The 15,753-nt window shown below is 32.0% G+C and carries 19 protein-coding genes; 15 read left to right on the plus strand and 4 right to left on the minus strand.

Annotated features, from left to right (window positions below; translation table 11 throughout):
* Position 1 precedes the first annotated feature (1 nt).
* Together AB1282_RS07810 and AB1282_RS07815 are read right to left on the minus strand one after the other, a co-directional pair.
* On the minus strand, positions 2-406 hold the full coding sequence (locus tag AB1282_RS07810; RefSeq protein ID WP_056469743.1) for a permease prefix domain 1-containing protein: 405 nt from the start codon (positions 404-406) through the stop codon (positions 2-4).
* Positions 406-732, minus strand: coding sequence for a PadR family transcriptional regulator (locus AB1282_RS07815; protein ID WP_056469746.1), 327 nt, complete (start codon positions 730-732; stop codon positions 406-408). Before AB1282_RS07815 ends, AB1282_RS07810 begins: the two co-directional genes overlap by 1 nt.
* Before the next feature lie 236 nt (positions 733-968).
* Here AB1282_RS07815 and AB1282_RS07820 point away from each other — a divergent pair, with 236 nt between their 5' ends.
* From AB1282_RS07820 to AB1282_RS07830, 3 genes are all read left to right on the plus strand, one after another.
* Positions 969-2,270, plus strand: a complete 1,302-nt coding sequence (locus AB1282_RS07820; protein ID WP_429898838.1) for an NAD(P)-binding protein — start codon at positions 969-971, stop codon at positions 2,268-2,270.
* 20 nt (positions 2,271-2,290) lie between these two features.
* The gene (gene sigJ, locus AB1282_RS07825; RefSeq protein WP_429898839.1) at positions 2,291-3,175 is read left to right on the plus strand and encodes an RNA polymerase sigma factor SigJ; all 885 of its coding nucleotides are present in this window, start codon (positions 2,291-2,293) and stop codon (positions 3,173-3,175) included.
* A gap of 365 nt (positions 3,176-3,540) precedes the next feature.
* Positions 3,541-4,329 carry an EcsC family protein gene (locus AB1282_RS07830; protein WP_429898840.1) on the plus strand — a complete coding sequence of 263 codons (789 nt, stop codon included), beginning with the start codon at positions 3,541-3,543 and terminating at the stop codon, positions 4,327-4,329.
* Between the two features lie 71 nt (positions 4,330-4,400).
* Here AB1282_RS07830 and AB1282_RS07835 read toward each other — a convergent pair whose 3' ends face one another.
* Positions 4,401-5,057, minus strand: a complete 657-nt coding sequence (locus AB1282_RS07835; protein ID WP_429898841.1) for a glycosyltransferase — start codon at positions 5,055-5,057, stop codon at positions 4,401-4,403.
* Positions 5,058-5,320: 263 nt separating this feature from the next.
* Between AB1282_RS07835 and AB1282_RS07840 the strand changes: the two genes are divergently transcribed.
* Positions 5,321-5,902, plus strand: a complete 582-nt coding sequence (locus tag AB1282_RS07840) for a VanZ family protein (RefSeq protein WP_056469760.1) — start codon at positions 5,321-5,323, stop codon at positions 5,900-5,902.
* Positions 5,903-5,904: 2 nt separating this feature from the next.
* Here AB1282_RS07840 and AB1282_RS07845 read toward each other — a convergent pair whose 3' ends face one another.
* The gene (locus AB1282_RS07845; RefSeq protein WP_429898842.1) at positions 5,905-6,615 is read right to left on the minus strand and encodes a polysaccharide deacetylase family protein; all 711 of its coding nucleotides are present in this window, start codon (positions 6,613-6,615) and stop codon (positions 5,905-5,907) included.
* Between the two features lie 541 nt (positions 6,616-7,156).
* Here AB1282_RS07845 and AB1282_RS07850 point away from each other — a divergent pair.
* From AB1282_RS07850 to AB1282_RS07900, 11 genes are all read left to right on the plus strand, one after another.
* Positions 7,157-8,272, plus strand: coding sequence for an RNA-guided endonuclease InsQ/TnpB family protein (locus tag AB1282_RS07850; RefSeq protein ID WP_429901083.1), 1,116 nt, complete (start codon positions 7,157-7,159; stop codon positions 8,270-8,272).
* A 182-nt stretch (positions 8,273-8,454) separates the two neighbouring features.
* Positions 8,455-8,895 (plus strand): MarR family winged helix-turn-helix transcriptional regulator, encoded by a 441-nt coding sequence (locus tag AB1282_RS07855; RefSeq protein ID WP_429898843.1) that lies wholly within the window; start codon positions 8,455-8,457, stop codon positions 8,893-8,895.
* A gap of 23 nt (positions 8,896-8,918) precedes the next feature.
* A complete protein-coding gene (locus tag AB1282_RS07860; RefSeq protein WP_056469780.1) occupies positions 8,919-9,860 on the plus strand; it encodes a ring-cleaving dioxygenase in 942 nt (313 codons plus the stop codon).
* Between the two features lie 2 nt (positions 9,861-9,862).
* Positions 9,863-10,468: an alpha/beta hydrolase gene (locus AB1282_RS07865; RefSeq protein ID WP_429898844.1), complete on the plus strand. Its 606-nt coding sequence runs from the start codon at positions 9,863-9,865 to the stop codon at positions 10,466-10,468.
* Positions 10,469-10,484: 16 nt separating this feature from the next.
* Positions 10,485-11,090: a flavin reductase family protein gene (locus tag AB1282_RS07870; RefSeq protein ID WP_056469986.1), complete on the plus strand. Its 606-nt coding sequence runs from the start codon at positions 10,485-10,487 to the stop codon at positions 11,088-11,090.
* Positions 11,091-11,240: 150 nt separating this feature from the next.
* Positions 11,241-11,780 (plus strand): RNA polymerase sigma factor SigY, encoded by a 540-nt coding sequence (gene sigY, locus AB1282_RS07875; RefSeq protein ID WP_390310162.1) that lies wholly within the window; start codon positions 11,241-11,243, stop codon positions 11,778-11,780.
* Positions 11,773-12,069 (plus strand): YxlC family protein, encoded by a 297-nt coding sequence (locus tag AB1282_RS07880; RefSeq protein WP_056469788.1) that lies wholly within the window; start codon positions 11,773-11,775, stop codon positions 12,067-12,069. Before sigY ends, AB1282_RS07880 begins: the two co-directional genes overlap by 8 nt.
* Positions 12,070-12,484: 415 nt before the next feature.
* Positions 12,485-12,877: a GntR family transcriptional regulator gene (locus AB1282_RS07885; protein WP_056469789.1), complete on the plus strand. Its 393-nt coding sequence runs from the start codon at positions 12,485-12,487 to the stop codon at positions 12,875-12,877.
* Entirely contained in the window at positions 12,878-13,567 is a 690-nt protein-coding gene (locus tag AB1282_RS07890) for an ABC transporter ATP-binding protein (RefSeq protein ID WP_429898845.1), read from the plus strand.
* Positions 13,564-14,406: a hypothetical protein gene (locus AB1282_RS07895; protein WP_429898846.1), complete on the plus strand. Its 843-nt coding sequence runs from the start codon at positions 13,564-13,566 to the stop codon at positions 14,404-14,406. Before AB1282_RS07890 ends, AB1282_RS07895 begins: the two co-directional genes overlap by 4 nt.
* Before the next feature lie 13 nt (positions 14,407-14,419).
* Positions 14,420-15,688: a hypothetical protein gene (locus AB1282_RS07900; protein ID WP_429898847.1), complete on the plus strand. Its 1,269-nt coding sequence runs from the start codon at positions 14,420-14,422 to the stop codon at positions 15,686-15,688.
* The last annotated feature ends 65 nt before the right edge of the window (positions 15,689-15,753 follow it).

Consider the following 15,753-nt stretch of genomic DNA (forward strand, 5'->3'; position numbering starts at 1 on the left):
CTCACTTTTTACGTTGCCAGTAGAAATACATTGAAAGGGGCCACCATAATAATCCAAAGGTTGGATACACAAACCATATAGTCTTTGGAGTATAGTAAAAATTAATAAATAAGAAAAAAGCGATTAGTAAACCACTACCCCAAATTGAGTAAGATAAATTTAGCTTTGCAAAATTTGACTTTTTGCTATCTGGTTTTCTAACACCAAGTTCACTCTTTAATTCCTCAATATCACCAAATTCTACAATTGCTTTGTTTATAGCGTCTTCTTCTTCCTTACCATTTTCCATTAAAAACATGACTTTTTCTTCTAAGTTTTGAATGATCTCTTGCTTAACTATTTCTGATTGTTCAGTTTTAGGAACATCTTTAAATAGTTCTTCAATATGATTTCTAATTTTTTTCATTATATCTCCTCCATGAATAAATCAATTATTTCTTTTACTTCCTGCCATTCTTTTACTAATTCACTTAAATATGCTTTACCTAATGAAGTAATTTTGTAATATTTTCTTTTTCCACCGTGTGTAATATCGCCAAAATAAGCTTCTACTAATTCTTTTTTTTCTAAGCGCTGAAATACAGCGTATAATGTTGCTTCTTTTATTTGAAACCGATTGTCTGTCCGTAAACCAATTTCTTGAGAAATCTCATATCCGTAGCGGTCTTTCTCAGAAATGAGCTTTAATATGATTGAGTCAAGATGCCCGCGTATGATATCACTTCTAACCATAAATCCACCTTCTATAATATTATTCTATCTGATAGAGTAATGTTAACAATAATTACTCTATCTGTCAAAGTAATTTTGTGTAATTCTGTTTATCACTATTCGAGAGAAATGAAATAAGCCCGTCCGAAGCCAATATAAAATAATTATTTTTTCTTTGTCCTGCTCTACTATATGTCACATTTTTTGTATTTCATTCGTCTTAATTAATGAAGAAAAGGAAAGGGAGAGATAATATTATGAATTTAAATCAAATAGATGGTCATCAAAAATGGGATGTTACTGTATTTGGTGGTGGTATTGCGGGGTTAACTGCTTCGATCTACTTAGCTCAAGCAGGTAAAAAAGTACTTCTATTGGATAAAGCATCTAAATTAGGTGGGAGAGGTATTTCTAATACAATTGGCGATGCACATTTAAATCTTGGAGCACACGCACTATATACAAACTGTATCGAAATTTTAAATGAAGTAGGTGTTACTGTTTCTGGCAAACTTCCAAAATTGAGTGGGGCATTTATTCTTGGAGATCAATCTAAACAAATGAAAATAATAGAGGCAATTAATTTATTTTTGGGTAATCATTTAAAATGGAAAGAAAAAATGGAATTTATTCGATTTTACCGACATATTCGTAAAATGGACTTAGATGAGATCAATCATATTACTTTAGAAGAATATTTAAATAGAAAAATAACAAGTCACCGTATAAAGAATTTAATTTTAGCCTTTGTACGCGTATCTACCTTTACAAGTAATTCTGAAATGATAAGTGCCGGAGTGGCAATAGGCCAGCTTCGTAGTGCTAAAGTATTGTATATAAATGACGGATGGCAATCAATTGTTAACGACCTAATTAAAAAGGCGAATCAACTTGGTGTTACGATTCAAAATAGTACAGTAGTGTCTAAAATTACTGGCTCTTACCCAAACATAAACCTTATTTTGAAAAATGATACTATGATCAACACCAGCTGTTTGTTATCAACTATTAACCCAATTGATTTAGTTAAGTTAATAGATGAGCCAGTCTCAGATTCATTTTTACAAAAATGTAATCAAATGGTGCCAGTAAAAGCTGCATGCCTTGACCTTGTGATGAATGGTTTACCGAATCCAAAACTCAACTTTGCTTTAGGTGTAGATCAACCATGGTATTTTTCAAATCATTCAACAGTAGCTAAATTATCGAAAGAAGGCGAAAGTGTAGTCCATATAATGAAATATTTAAACTCGGTCAACGAAACAGATTCGGCAAAAGATGAGGAAGAGCTTGAAAGTTTACTTGATTTAGTTCAACCAGGTTGGAGAGAGTACGTCATTTCACGTCGCTATCTTCCTAAGCTTATTGTTTCCAACGACATAAAAAAGCCATTTGATAAATTAGGCAACAATTTATCAAATAATGAATTGGGCATAGAAGGTATTTACGTTGCAGGGGATTGGGTAGGGGAGACAGAACTTCTATTGAATGCATCACTAAAGAGCGCTAAAAATGCTACTAAACTTATAAATGAGAAGCTCGAACTTCAACTAATTTAAGATAGAGGAGAAGATACTCCATGGAAGTAGATTATCTATATTCTCAATATAAACCACTTTTATTTTCAATAGGATATAGTATGCTAGGTTCGGTTGAGGATTCGGAGGATTTGGTACAGGAAACTTTTCTCACAGTTCATAAGATAAATCAATCCATCACAAAAGAAGAGCCGAATAATATAAAAGCATTTTTATGTAAAGTTATGACAAACCGTTGCTTGGATTTATTAAAATCTTCAAAAAATAAACGTGAAGTTTATATAGGACCGTGGCTTCCAGAACCGATTATTCAGAACTTACCTGAAGATTTACATGATGATCCGATGGAAAAGATGATTTTAGATGAAACGATAACCTATGCATTCTTAGTTTTACTTGAACAGCTAAATCCAATCGAAAGGGCAGTATTTGTATTACGTGAAGCCTTTCAGTTTGACTTTCGTACAATCGCAAATATTTTAAATAAAACCGAATTGAATTGCCGTAAAATATTCAGTAGACTTCAACGCAAAGTCCAAAGTAAGGATGTAGTTGAAAAACGTAATCTAAATCAAGAGCTAACCATTGCAAAACGATTTATAGAAGCTGCTGAAACAGGTAATTTAGAAATGCTAATATCACTTTTAACGGAAGATATCGTACTAATTACTGACGCTGGTGGCAAAACGAAAGCTGCACTTCGCCCAATCAACCTACAGAAAAATGTTATTGCATTCCTTGTTGGAGTGAGGAAGAAGATAAACTCTCCATCCGAAATCGAAATTGCTTTGATCAATAATCAAATTGGATTAATTGTTAAAAGTGAAGGCGAGGAGCCAACCGTAATTTGTTTTGAAATAGAAGGAGATCGTTATCGAAGTATTTATATGCTTCGAAACCCGGATAAGATAAGATTTTTAGGTTGATTATGAAGATCATTTTAAACATTAGAACAGGGTGTCCCACTTTTTATGGGATACCTTGTTTTTTAGAGGTAAGAAAATGAAAGCATCTTACTTATAGAGGGTTCATGAGTAAGTAAAAATGTGAAAATGAGGAATTTAGTAACTCTTAGAGGGTTGATGAGTAAGTACAAAAGCAAAAATAAGAAAAAAGCTAACTCATAAGGTGCTCATGAGTAAGTAAAATAGCAAAAATAAGAAAAATACTAACTCAAAAGAGTAAAAGGGGTAAGTCTAAGAACAGCCCTTTTTTATTTTTGGTTTTTTTCACAAAAAGCTTTATAGTTTTAGTAGTCACTATGTTCAGATTAAAAATTTTAGGAGTGTTTATGGAAACGAAAGAGTATCTAATAATGCAGCTTAATGAAATTGAAAAATGGGAAAAAGATCAAAAAAGCGTATTTTTTTGGGAGAAAATTGGTAGAATTCCATTTATGATTTTGGATAAAATTACACCTAAGTTCATTCATGATAAGATTGGAGTTATTTTAGATGAGCTATCTAAGTATGTGAATGCTGGTGGTCAATATTTAGTTAGTGTTCCTTCAACTCTAACTAGGATGCGTAAGGAGCTTTCAATTCAAGAATTAACCGAAATGGAAATGGTCAATCAACTTAGTCTTGAACAAATGGATCTTGTTTCGAATGGTTTTATTGCTAGTCGTAAACAATTTGCAAAGGTCCAAGGAGCGACAACAGGTTTTGGTGGAATGTTTACGATTGCGATTGATATACCAATTTTATTAGGACTTACATTAAAGACACTTCAAGAAATAGCGATTTCTTATGGTTATGATCCAAATGATCAAATGGAGAGAGTCTTCATTATTAAATGCTTGCAATTTACATCTGCTGATATAGTTGGTAAAAAGGCTATATTAGAAGAGTTAACAAATATTGAAGGAAAAAAAGCCTTTTCTCAAATTGAAGGTTGGAGAGAAGTATTTTATACATATCGAGATAACATGGGCTGGAAGAAACTGTTTCAGATGGTCCCGATTGCAGGTTTAATATTTGGTGCATATGTAAATAAACAAGCAATTGAAGATGTTGGCGAGGCTGGAAGAATGCTTTATAAAAAAAGACGGATCATGGAAAGATTGCATGATTTAAAATAAACAGAAAAAAGATGAATTTAGTTTAGAGCTAAATTCATCTTTTTTGTTGAATTCATAAATCAAACGTTTGTTTAATTTTTAAATTTATTTGGGAATTGCTTAATAATACCTGAAGACAATGCATCTGCTATAACGATAATGTGATCAAGACCATCATCAAATGCTTTTGCATTTCCGTCCCAATTCATTTGTATTCTTGTTACAACTTCATTTGTTACCATTTTTAGATGCTTGTATAGCAAGTCTTTTAAAGCTTGATTTGTCCAATTTGGATTTGCTTTACTCAAAAATGCAGCAATATCATCTGCATTTTTAAACCATTGATCGTTTAACGTTTTTAAAGTTGCCATATCATTCGCTTTAGCAGCATCAACAATTTTACCAGCCAGTACAATGTGTTCGGTTAGTAGTTTAGCAAGCTGATCTCCTGCCGCAGCACCATAATAAGGTTTAACTGCATTTCCAGTATCTTGTTGATTTCTTAATAATCGAGCAAGTACTACATCTTTATCTGGCAATCCAGCAACGGCGCTAACAATATACTTACTAGTCCAAATCGTATGATCCATCCAAAGCTTTCTCATATCACCTTGGAATTTACACGCTGATTTACTAATGTATCTTCCATGAGCTCGAGTATCCATTTGTTCGGCACTGGATTTAATAGGGGATAAAATTAGTGCAAAACATAAAAATAGAGATGTGAATTTTAGTAATTGTTTCTTCATCTAGATGTCTCCTTTGAAATGTTTTCAAAATGTACCAGTATTATTTTGGATTTTTTTTCAAGTAATATTCAAAGTTTTATATTTATCTCAATTGTGAAAGTAATAATAAGCACCTGACTTATATGGAAATATCAAAATTGATTCGATGAACTATATAAAATAAAGTGATTTTGATATAGTATAATAAATTGTGGTAAAAAATGGTAAAAACGAAACACTGCAAGATGTTTCTTATTCCTTGGAAGGTGAAGGGGAGGAAAGTATTGTTAAATTATTTATATCCAAGTATCTTTATCATGACTGTAATCATTTTATTTTTTGGTTATAGATACTTTAAAGGTTACATTACTCTACTAAAATATTTATATTGGATCATCTTTGGAATCTACATTACATGTATCGTCGATATTACTTTGTTTCCATTTCCTTATCAAAAATATCTAATTCAGGTCATGATTGAGGATCACTTGGGATATACAAATAATTTTGTCCCTTTAAAAGTAGTTGTAGATTCAATAAGATATGGATCATTTTCAATTGCTCTCAAGCAAGTTGGCGGAAATATTGTATTATTTATGCCATTAGGATTTGCTTTGCGAGTCCTATATCCTAAAATTATGAAAAGTAAAACGATATTAGTTGGTTTTACTGTAAGTTTAGGGATTGAAATAATCCAAGGAACCACAGGAATTTTCCTCGGATACAATTATCGATCATGCGACATTGATGATATATTATTAAATACATTTGGCACTGTGTTAGGAGTTTTAGTCTTTAGTTTAAGCACTAAATTTTCCATAAAGAAGAAAAACGATAATCAATATATAAAAAGACAAGGAGCTTGATGCTACTTGTCTTTTTGTAACTTCTGAAGCTCTTTCACTGTCACAAATTTATATCCATCTTTCGATAATAAATCCAATATCCCCTTAATTGTTGCTAATTCTTTACCAGTTTTATCGTACATCGGATGAATTAAAATAATTGAACCCGGTTTAATATTTTTCTTTACGTAGTTTATTTTGTCTTCAGGATTTGTGTAAAAAGTATCTGGCTCCAAATTCCATGTAATCGTTTCTCGGTTATGTTTATGCATGTAATACGGTAACCCAAATAGTTTTTTACCATTTGGTGGACGGAACTCAATATCCCCTTTATAGCCAACTTTTCGAATTAGTTTATCTGTCTTTTCTATTTCATTTTTGATAAATGAAGGTGATTTTAGCACCATTCTTTCGTGAGAATATGTATGATTTCCAACTTGTTGTCCCGCATCCACAATTTTTTTAGTTTCCTCGGGATTCTTTTCAATTTCATTACCGATTAGAAAAAAAGTAGCTTTTGCATTGTATTGATCTAAAAGTGGAAGAATGTTATCAACGTTTTTGGTTGGACCGTCGTCAAATGTTAAAGCCACTACTTTTTGGTTAGTGTGTACTTCGTTTGTTAACCCACCAAAAAGCTGAAAAGATCTTGCATTCATTAGCTTGTACGATCCAAATAAAATAACAAACAAAAGTAGAATACATACGCTTATTTTCAGTAGTCTTTTTTTCATATACTATACCTATCTTTCAAAATTGTTCGAGCAAAATATATTATATATCATCACTAGTTACTAAAAGAATAAAAATAGGTAATTAAAGGGAATTTAAGAGTGTTGAAAGAATTAGAGTAATAAAGAGTTTTAGTTGTATTAATTGAAATCATTATTCATTCGCTTTTTGGCAGTCTTGCTTTAGAGAAGTTTATTGGAGCGTAAAGCTGCTCGACTTTTGTGGGATATACGAGGAGGCTCAGGTCTCGCCTACGGAAAGCGAGCATCCTGGAGCGAAAATCAACGTTCTTCTTTTATAGAGCAATCTTTTATTATGATAAAACTATCTACTTGCTAATTTATCAGTTTAATATTAAACTGATAATATGATCGATCAAAGAGGTTTAAGGCAGTTTATTTAGATCTACTAAAATTTATAAAAGTATCACTATTTGTTCTAAATGCAAATCATCCATTGTGTTTAAATATACATGAGGTGAGAAATTTGAATGTTGATTCGATAAGTGGAACTGAAGAAACTCTTAAAAATTTGAAAAAAACATTGATACTTGCGAAGAGAGTAAGATTAAGACCAACTAAAGTACAAGAAGCACAATTATGGAAATCAGTGGGAACTGCTAGATGGGCTTATAACTGGGCATTGTACAAACAAGAAGAAAGTTATAAAAACGGTGGGAAATTTATTTCTGATGGACTGTTAAGAAAAGAATTAACGGTATTAAAACAAACTGATGAATTTTCTTGGTTATATGAAGTATCGAATAATATTACAAAACAAGCAATAAAAGATCTTTGTAATGCATATGAAAAGTTCTTTAAAGGGTTAGCAGATAAACCACGATTCAAAAGTAAAAGAAAATCCAAACCATCCTTTTATAACGATAATGTGAAGTTGAAAGTAAAAGGAAATAAAGTGTTGATTGAAAAAGTCGGTTGGGTTGTAGTTTCAGAAATGATACTAGTTAAAAAATACTATAATCCGAGAATTAGCAATGACGGAAAATACTGGTATCTTTCTGTTGGTGTGGATGTTTTAAAAGAAATAGTTGAACTGACAAATGTCTCTCTTGGTATTGACATAGGGATAAAAGAATTAGCCGTATGTTCAGATGGCATCAAGAAGAAAAATATTAATAAAACAGGCACTGTGAGAAAGGTAGAGAAACGTCTACGTAGGTTGCAACGTCGAGTTTCTCGTAAATATGAAATGAATAAGGAGGGAAACCGTTACGTCAAAACAACCAATATTATAAAAATCGAAAAAAAGATACAACACCTTTATAGAAGATTGACAAATATCAGACTAGATCATCTTCATCAATCCACGAGCGAGATTGTGAAAACCAAACCTTATCGCATCATAATGGAAGCCATAAATATCAAAGGAATGATGAAGAATAAGCACCTTTCAAAAGCAATTTCAAAGCAGTGTTTATTTAAATTCAAATGCCAAATTCAATATAAATGTGAAAAATATGGCATTGAATTTGTTGAAGCAGATAAGTGGTATCCATCTTCTAAAAAGTGTTCAAGTTGTGGAATTATAAAAAGCGATTTAAAACTATCAGACCGATTGTACAAATGTGAATGCGGACATGAAATCGATCGAGATTTAAACGCAGCGATCAACTTGTCACGATATAAATTAGTAATCTGACACCTAGACGTCATTACTGATATGTAGGATTCGTTGTATCCGAATTTACGCCCTTGGAGTGTTAGAGCAAACGAAAGTAGCTATCTAGGCAAAATCGGACACGTAGAATGGGGAAATAAACGAAATCTATAAAAATAAAAGAAGATTATTGATTTTTATAAATTTTTGGCAACGGTGAAAAAATGTTAAATAGTCATAATGAAGCTTCTGCAAACAAATCAAAAAATTTAGCAGTATTACTTTGGTTTCGATTAGCTCGTTTTTATCTTAAAAATGTTAGAGAATCAAATAATCAATTGAAAAAATGGGGACTGACGACTGCTCAATTTGATGTAATAGTCCATGTTGGGAGAAATAAGCGTCTTACTCAGCAAGAATTAGCCGATAAATTAGTTGTTACAAAAGGAAATGTGACTCATCTATTAAAGAAAATGGAAGAGCTTCAATGGATTAAACGAGAAGTAGAATGGAAAAACAAATATCTCTCTTTAACAGAGATCGGTCAAAAAATGTATGAAGAAATCGTTCCTACACAGGATGAGTTTCAACAAGCACAATTCAGCAAATTAACTGAAGAAGAGCAATTACAATTACTTACTTTATTAAGGAAATTAAATAAATAATGAATTAGAACGGAGGAGAGTTTATGGAAAAAATGAAAGGTATACATCATATCACTGCGATAGTTGGTGATCCACAAGAAAATATGGATTTCTACGCTGGGATTTTAGGCTTACGCTTTGTGAAAAAAACAATTAATTTTGATGATCCAGGTACGTATCACTTTTATTTTGGAGATGAATCTGCAAAACCAGGAACGATCATGACTTTTTTCCCTTGGGCTAATGCATATAGAGGAAAAGTAGGAAGTGGGCAAGTAGGAATCACAACATTTTTAATCCCAGCTAACTCAATGGGATTTTGGGAAAATCGTTTAGCATCTTTTAAAATTCAAACAAAAAAAGTAAGTCGATTTGGAGAAACATTTCTTCAATTTGAAGACTTTCATGGCTTACAGCTTGAATTAGTAGGAAGGGATGCTGGCCAGGAAAATACTTGGGAATTTAATGGTGTTACAAAGGATGTAGCAATTAAAGGGTTTGGTGGTGCAGTTTTATATTCTGGAGCACCAAATAAAACAGCTGAATTATTGGAAAACGTAATGGAATTAGAATGCTTAGGTCAAGAGGGTAACTATTTACGTTTTAAGGCTGCTGGTGATATTGGAAATATTATCGATATTGAATTAGCAGCAGTAGGAAGAGGCGCTATGGGAGTAGGAACTGTCCATCATATTGCATGGAGGGCAAGTAATGATGAAGAACATGTAAAATGGCAAGATAAGTTATATGACAATCATTATGGAGTTACTGAAGTAAAAGATCGAAATTATTTTAATGCTATTTATTTTCGTGAAAATGGTGGCCTATTATTTGAAATTGCAACTGATCCACCAGGATTTATGATTGATGAGGATATTGACCATTTAGGAGAACAGTTAATGCTACCAAAGTGGCAGGAACCACATCGTGAAATAATAGAAAATCACTTACAACCAATTGTTGTTAGAGAAGTGAAAGGAGAATGACGATGAAGCACGTATTTAATAGAGGAAGTAATCCATCAAAACCAACATTTTTATTATTACATGGTACAGGTGGAAATGAACTGGATCTATTACCTATCGCAGGTATGATCGATGATGAAGCTTCTGTTTTATCTGTAAGAGGTAATGTGAGCGAAAATGGAATGCCACGTTTTTTTAAGCGATTAGCTGAAGGTGTATTTGATATGGAAGATTTAGTTTTCCGTACAAAAGAATTAAAAGAGTTTATTGAATCGGCTTCCGCAGAACATGGATTTGAACCAAACAATATGATCGCAATTGGTTATTCAAACGGTGCAAACATTGCAGGTAGCTTACTGTTCCATTATGAAAATGTATTTAAAGGAGCAATGCTATTGCATCCAATGGTACCGATTCGTGATCTAGAATTACCAAATATGAAAGATGTGTCAGTCTTCATTGGTGCAGGAAAAAATGATCCAATTTGTTTACCAAAAGAAACGGAAGAATTAGCATCATTGTTAGACGGGGCTGGCGCAAAAGTCGTTACTCATTGGGAAAACATGGGGCATAGCTTAACTAGATCGGAAATTGAAGCAGCAGCTGATTGGTACAAAAATAACTTTTAAGGAGTATGCAATAATGATGAAATCTTTTTCTCCAGCGGATTTAAGTGATCGTGATAATTATAAGTTCTTAATTGGTGGGATTATTCCAAGACCAATTGCTTTTGTTACAACTGAATCAAATGAGAATGTCTTAAATGGAGCACCATTTAGCTATTTCAACATCGTAACGTCTAATCCACCTATGATATCTGTATCAGTTCAGCGACAAAATGGTAAACAAAAAGATACAGCTAGAAATGCGATTGAGAAAAAAGAGTTCGTTGTCCATATTGTTGATGAATCAAATGTTGAAGCGATTAATAAAACAGCTGCTGCATTGCCACCTACTGAGAGCGAAGTTAAATTAGCAGGGTTAACCCCAGTAGAAAGTGTAATGGTTTCAGTTCCAGGAGTGAAGGAGTCAAAAATTCGAATGGAATGCATTTTAGAACAAGCAATTCCATTAGGAAAAGATAATGAGGCTTGCGACTTATTAATAGGCAAGGTTGTTTATTTTCATATAGAAGATGAAATTTATGAAAATGGACGAATCGATGCAGATGGCTTAAAAGCAGTTAGTCGTTTAGCAGGGAATGATTATGCTAAAGTTGGAGAAATGTTTACGATTGATCGTCCTAAATAAGTTTAATAAGAGTGAAGGGTAAAGTCGAATTTACCCCTCACTTTTTTTTTGAAAAAAATTAAAAGAAAAATGAACGATTTGCAGAACCTAATCGTATAACAAATGAAAACTAAATAAATATTGAATAAGTTAGCTAGGAAGGAGGAAGAAATGGCTGATTTAGATGAATTAGAAATTATCAAGGATGCTCAGCAAGGTGACCAAGATGCATTTGCTAAACTTTTTCAAATCCATTATTCCTTTTTATATAAATACGTATTGAAGATGACGTTAAATCAACAAACTGCAGAAGATTTAGTGCAGGATACGATGCTGAAAGGTTATGACAATATAAAGAAATACAATGGTCAATCAAAATTTTCAACTTGGCTAATAACAATCGCTACTAGACTTTATTTAGATCAACAAAGAAAGAAAAAGCGCGAATGGTTTTGGCAAAAAAATGAGTCTGTAGAATTATCCCGTTCCTTAAATTGGCAGTTGGCTTATAAAGGGTTTGAGTGGAGTGATATTATGGAGGGTTTTGAAAAGCTTAAATCGGAAGTGCGAGCGGCCATATTATTAAAGCATTACTACGGCTATACGAACGAAGAAATTGGAAATATGATGGGAATTCGAGAAGGAACGGTTAAATCAAGAATTCATAATGGAATGAAGGAGTTAAGAAAGGAGTTAATGCAAGATGGATAAAGAAGAAATTGTTTCGGCATTTAAGCAGTTTGATGAATTAACGAATATTCAAGAACCTTCAATCAACGCAATTACAGAAAAGATTAAAAGTCATCAAGAAAAAAAGAAAACGATTTTTCTTAAGGAATTAATAATATTCATTTGTGTAGCATGCAGTTTATTTATAGGTACACTACTTATAGCGTTAGAAGCACCAGTGAGTATTGTTATTATTCAAGGTTTAGGCTTTATTGTACTACCAATTATTTTTAAACGAGATAAAAAGAAAATAGAAAGTGAGTGGATTTAAAGTGGAATGGACAACAGAAAATATTATCATATTAGTTTTAGTCTTCACAATTTTAATAATTCAAAGTATCACACTTTTTACAAAAGCTAAAAAGAGAAATCGTTCAGCCTGGTTATGGGGGCTGTTAGGTATGATCCAATTTCCTTGGCCTAGTATCTTCTTTTACTTTTTAGTTATTCGAAAAGATCGAAAAAAACTAAATTAAGGATAGCGTACAAATACTAGACTAATTGGAACGGTTCAATTAAGTCTAGTATTTTTTAATTTTATGTTTGACAATTTTAGTGTATTACCTGTATAGTACACGTATAAGGTGTATTAACCGAGTGATACGCATTGTTATGGATTAGGTGTATGAACTAAGTAGTACACACACATACTAATTAAATTGTATTAAGAACGAGGAGGTGGATTGATGGAATTTATAGTGAATAACCGTGAACCCGTTTATTTACAGGTCGTTAGGCATTTTAAACAACAAATTGCCAAAAGACTATTAGAAGCTGGTCAAGAAATACCATCAAGAAGAGAATTAGCTGTTCAATTTAATATAAATCCAAATACTGTACAAAAAGCATACAAGGAAATGGAGGAACAAGGATTGATTACGACTGAACGAAATTTCCCTAGTAAGATTACGACTGATATAAAAGTGTTAAATGGTGTACGAAATGAATTGATTATGGAAGCTGTAAATGAATTCGTCGATTCAATTAAAGTAATAAATGTTCCAGTGGAAGAATTACTTACAATGGTTAAACAAAACTATGAACAAAAGATAAAAGAAGAAAAGAAAGGAGATGCTTAAATGATCCAAGTAAAAAATGTTTCAAAAAAATATGGTCGGAAAAATGTTTTACGTGATATTTCTTTCACTGCAAATAAAGGAGAAATCACTTGTTTAATTGGTATTAATGGTGTTGGTAAGTCTACAACGATGAAGGCGATTATGGGGATTACGCCAATCGATCGCGGTGAAATATTAATAGATGATAAGGAAATGAATCATACAATGTACGAAAATATCACATTTATACCAGATACACTTACAATGCTTCCTAGTTTTACAGTTGGTGAAGCAATGCAGTTTATGAAAGACTTTTATGTAAACTGGAATACAGAGCGTGCAAAAGAATTACTTGGGTTTTTCCGTTTAAAGGAAGATGAAAAACTAGGTGAACTTTCAAAAGGGAATGCTGCAAAAGCCAATTTACTTTTTGGTTTAGGACTAGATGTAGATTATGTTCTGATGGATGAACCTTTTTCTGGAATCGATATGTTTAGTAGAGAGCAAATTGCAAAAGTGTTTACGAGTCACTTAATTGAAGATCGAGGCGTGATTATAACTACGCACGAAATTAGTGATATTGAGCACTTAATCGATAAGGTTGTTTTATTAGATAACGGAGAGATTCTGAAAGAGTTTTATACAGAAGAAATTCGATTGGAAGAAGGTAAATCAGTGATGGACGTAATGAGAGAGGTGTATGAGTCATGAATCGATATTTGAAACTAGTTAATTTTGAAGTTAATCGATTTTTTAAATTATATATAGGATTACTTATTATAGTAGCAATTTCGCAGTTCGTGAGTTTATTTGCAGTAAAGTCTTCTTATATGAAAATGGCGAATGATGCAAATTACGCAAGCTCTATGAAAGCAACGGAGGAATTTATTACAAGGTATGGATTGATAAGTTTTAACCAGGTTGCTAATCATGCATTATTTATTGGACCTATTGTGATCAGTGTCGCTTTAATGATGTTCTATGTTTTTATAATTTGGTATAGAGATTATTTCGGAAAAAACACGTTTATTTATCGTTTATTTATGCTACCAACTTCAAGAATGACAATTTACTTTGCTAAAGCGACTACAATCTTAATTATGGTATTGAGTTTACTAGCTTTTCAACTAATTCTTTTACCAATTGAAATAAACGTATTTCAACAAATCATTCCAAGTGACCTTTTAGGAAAAATGAATACGATTGAACTTGTTATGGGTCCTAATATTTTTCAAATGATTTTACCAAGTAATTTTGTGGATTTTATTTTTAGGTACCTGATTGGAATGGGCTTAGTGTTTTCTCTTTTCACATTCATACTATTAGAACGTAGTTATCGCTGGAAAGGTATATTATTTGGAATTTTATACGCTATGGCGATTGTCGTTTTAATTCTTATACCAGAGATTATTCAATCTTACGTTTTTGGAAATAATTTCATATTTTATCCAAGCGAAGTCATTTATATGGAAATAGGTCTTTTTGCAATCATTATTACAGGTTCAATCTTTTTTAGTAAATATTTATTAAAAAACAAAGTATCGGTGTGAGGAGGAGTTTGGAATGAAGCGATATCGTAATTTGGCAGTAATAGCCGTTGTCACGACAATCAGTTTAGGCACGTTTTTTACGAAAGTAGCTATGTCAGAAAGCAAGTTGCCTAAATTTTATTTAAAGACTGAAAATGGAGATTCGAAATACGTTAAAAATTTAGTTCTTAGCGGTGGATACGGTCAGGATGGAGGTAGAGGCTTAAGTATCACTACTGACGGAAGTGAATATAAAGATACTAATTCAATTCTTAGTGAGCTTGATGGTGAATACTATGATTTAAAGAAACTAAATGATTTAAAAAAGAAAGAAAGAAACTTTATGCGCGGAAAAAATTCTTCATCTCAATTTTATATCGATAAAGATTATGCATGGCACGCCGGGGTAAAAGGTGGAAAACTTGATGGTACGTATGAGCATCAAAATAATCATTTTAAAATGTATATAGATGGTCTTGATCTTCAAAATAAAGACCGTTATAAATTTAAAATTGATATCCCAGGTGAAGAAAACTACTCATATATAGATGTAGAGGATGTACAATTAATTGGTAAAGATTTAGTTGTCACTACTTATCAAAATAAAACGATAAATAATAATACAAAATCAGATATAAATGTCGAGCAAACTGAACTAGTTATGTATCGAATTAATGTAAACCAAAAGAAAATTGTTGAGCGTAAAGTAATTAATAAATCATCCAATGACCAAAAGACACACACTCATACTGAATTACAAAGTACGATATCAGAATCAGATCAAACAATTCCTTCCAAATTCAGTGTTTACAAAAAGGCAAAACTAAAGGATACGGTTCAAACGAATGGAGAAACAACAACTGAAGAAATTAGTAATGAAGTATTGGTATTTAATTTAGAAACTGATAAAGAAGAACCTTTAAATTTATCGAATGAACAAAAAGAACAATTGAAGCAGAGTAATGTAATCATTGATAAAGATAACTTGTATTTTATAACGAACGGTGATAAAGATCTTTCAGTATTAAAGTATAACCTTAACAATAAAAAAGTCGAAGGTGAACCAGTACTTATTTCTAAAGTAAATAGTAATAACCTTTCAAATTATAAAATCATTAATGGAAAACTATATGTAATTACGAATAATATAGAAAATCCAGGGAAGGTCAATAAAGATTTCATTATTGCTGACTTAGCAAATGGACAAAGTGTTTTCGAAGGTACGATTGAAGTAAAGAATAGTAAAGGAAATGCTAGTAAAGCATTAAAAAAATTACAGATATATGATTTTAAGGTTGAATAAGTAGGGCAGGAAAAAGATAAGAGATTGGTTATAGGGAAAGATTTTATAAAACTTATAAAATCTTT

The sequence above is a fragment of the Gottfriedia sp. S16(2024) genome (assembly GCF_050473765.1).
Taxonomy (GTDB): Bacteria; Bacillota; Bacilli; order Bacillales; family Bacillaceae_G; genus Gottfriedia.

Excerpts from the sequence above, each read along its gene's own strand:
- AB1282_RS07895 (WP_429898846.1), top strand. The coding sequence starts at position 13,564 with ATGAATCGATATTTGAAACTAGTTAATTTTGAAGTTAATCGATTTTTT.
- AB1282_RS07880 (WP_056469788.1), top strand. The coding sequence starts at position 11,773 with ATGGATAAAGAAGAAATTGTTTCGGCATTTAAGCAGTTTGATGAATTA.
- sigJ (WP_429898839.1), top strand. The coding sequence starts at position 2,291 with ATGGAAGTAGATTATCTATATTCTCAATATAAACCACTTTTATTTTCA.
- AB1282_RS07885 (WP_056469789.1), top strand. The coding sequence starts at position 12,485 with ATGGAATTTATAGTGAATAACCGTGAACCCGTTTATTTACAGGTCGTT.
- AB1282_RS07900 (WP_429898847.1), top strand. The coding sequence starts at position 14,420 with ATGAAGCGATATCGTAATTTGGCAGTAATAGCCGTTGTCACGACAATC.
- AB1282_RS07865 (WP_429898844.1), top strand. The coding sequence starts at position 9,863 with ATGAAGCACGTATTTAATAGAGGAAGTAATCCATCAAAACCAACATTT.
- AB1282_RS07845 (WP_429898842.1), bottom strand. The coding sequence starts at position 6,615 with ATGAAAAAAAGACTACTGAAAATAAGCGTATGTATTCTACTTTTGTTT.
- AB1282_RS07855 (WP_429898843.1), top strand. The coding sequence starts at position 8,455 with ATGTTAAATAGTCATAATGAAGCTTCTGCAAACAAATCAAAAAATTTA.
- AB1282_RS07835 (WP_429898841.1), bottom strand. The coding sequence starts at position 5,057 with ATGAAGAAACAATTACTAAAATTCACATCTCTATTTTTATGTTTTGCA.
- sigY (WP_390310162.1), top strand. The coding sequence starts at position 11,241 with ATGGCTGATTTAGATGAATTAGAAATTATCAAGGATGCTCAGCAAGGT.
- AB1282_RS07815 (WP_056469746.1), bottom strand. The coding sequence starts at position 732 with ATGGTTAGAAGTGATATCATACGCGGGCATCTTGACTCAATCATATTA.
- AB1282_RS07820 (WP_429898838.1), top strand. The coding sequence starts at position 969 with ATGAATTTAAATCAAATAGATGGTCATCAAAAATGGGATGTTACTGTA.
- AB1282_RS07830 (WP_429898840.1), top strand. The coding sequence starts at position 3,541 with ATGGAAACGAAAGAGTATCTAATAATGCAGCTTAATGAAATTGAAAAA.
- AB1282_RS07870 (WP_056469986.1), top strand. The coding sequence starts at position 10,485 with ATGAAATCTTTTTCTCCAGCGGATTTAAGTGATCGTGATAATTATAAG.
- AB1282_RS07810 (WP_056469743.1), bottom strand. The coding sequence starts at position 406 with ATGAAAAAAATTAGAAATCATATTGAAGAACTATTTAAAGATGTTCCT.
- AB1282_RS07890 (WP_429898845.1), top strand. The coding sequence starts at position 12,878 with ATGATCCAAGTAAAAAATGTTTCAAAAAAATATGGTCGGAAAAATGTT.
- AB1282_RS07860 (WP_056469780.1), top strand. The coding sequence starts at position 8,919 with ATGGAAAAAATGAAAGGTATACATCATATCACTGCGATAGTTGGTGAT.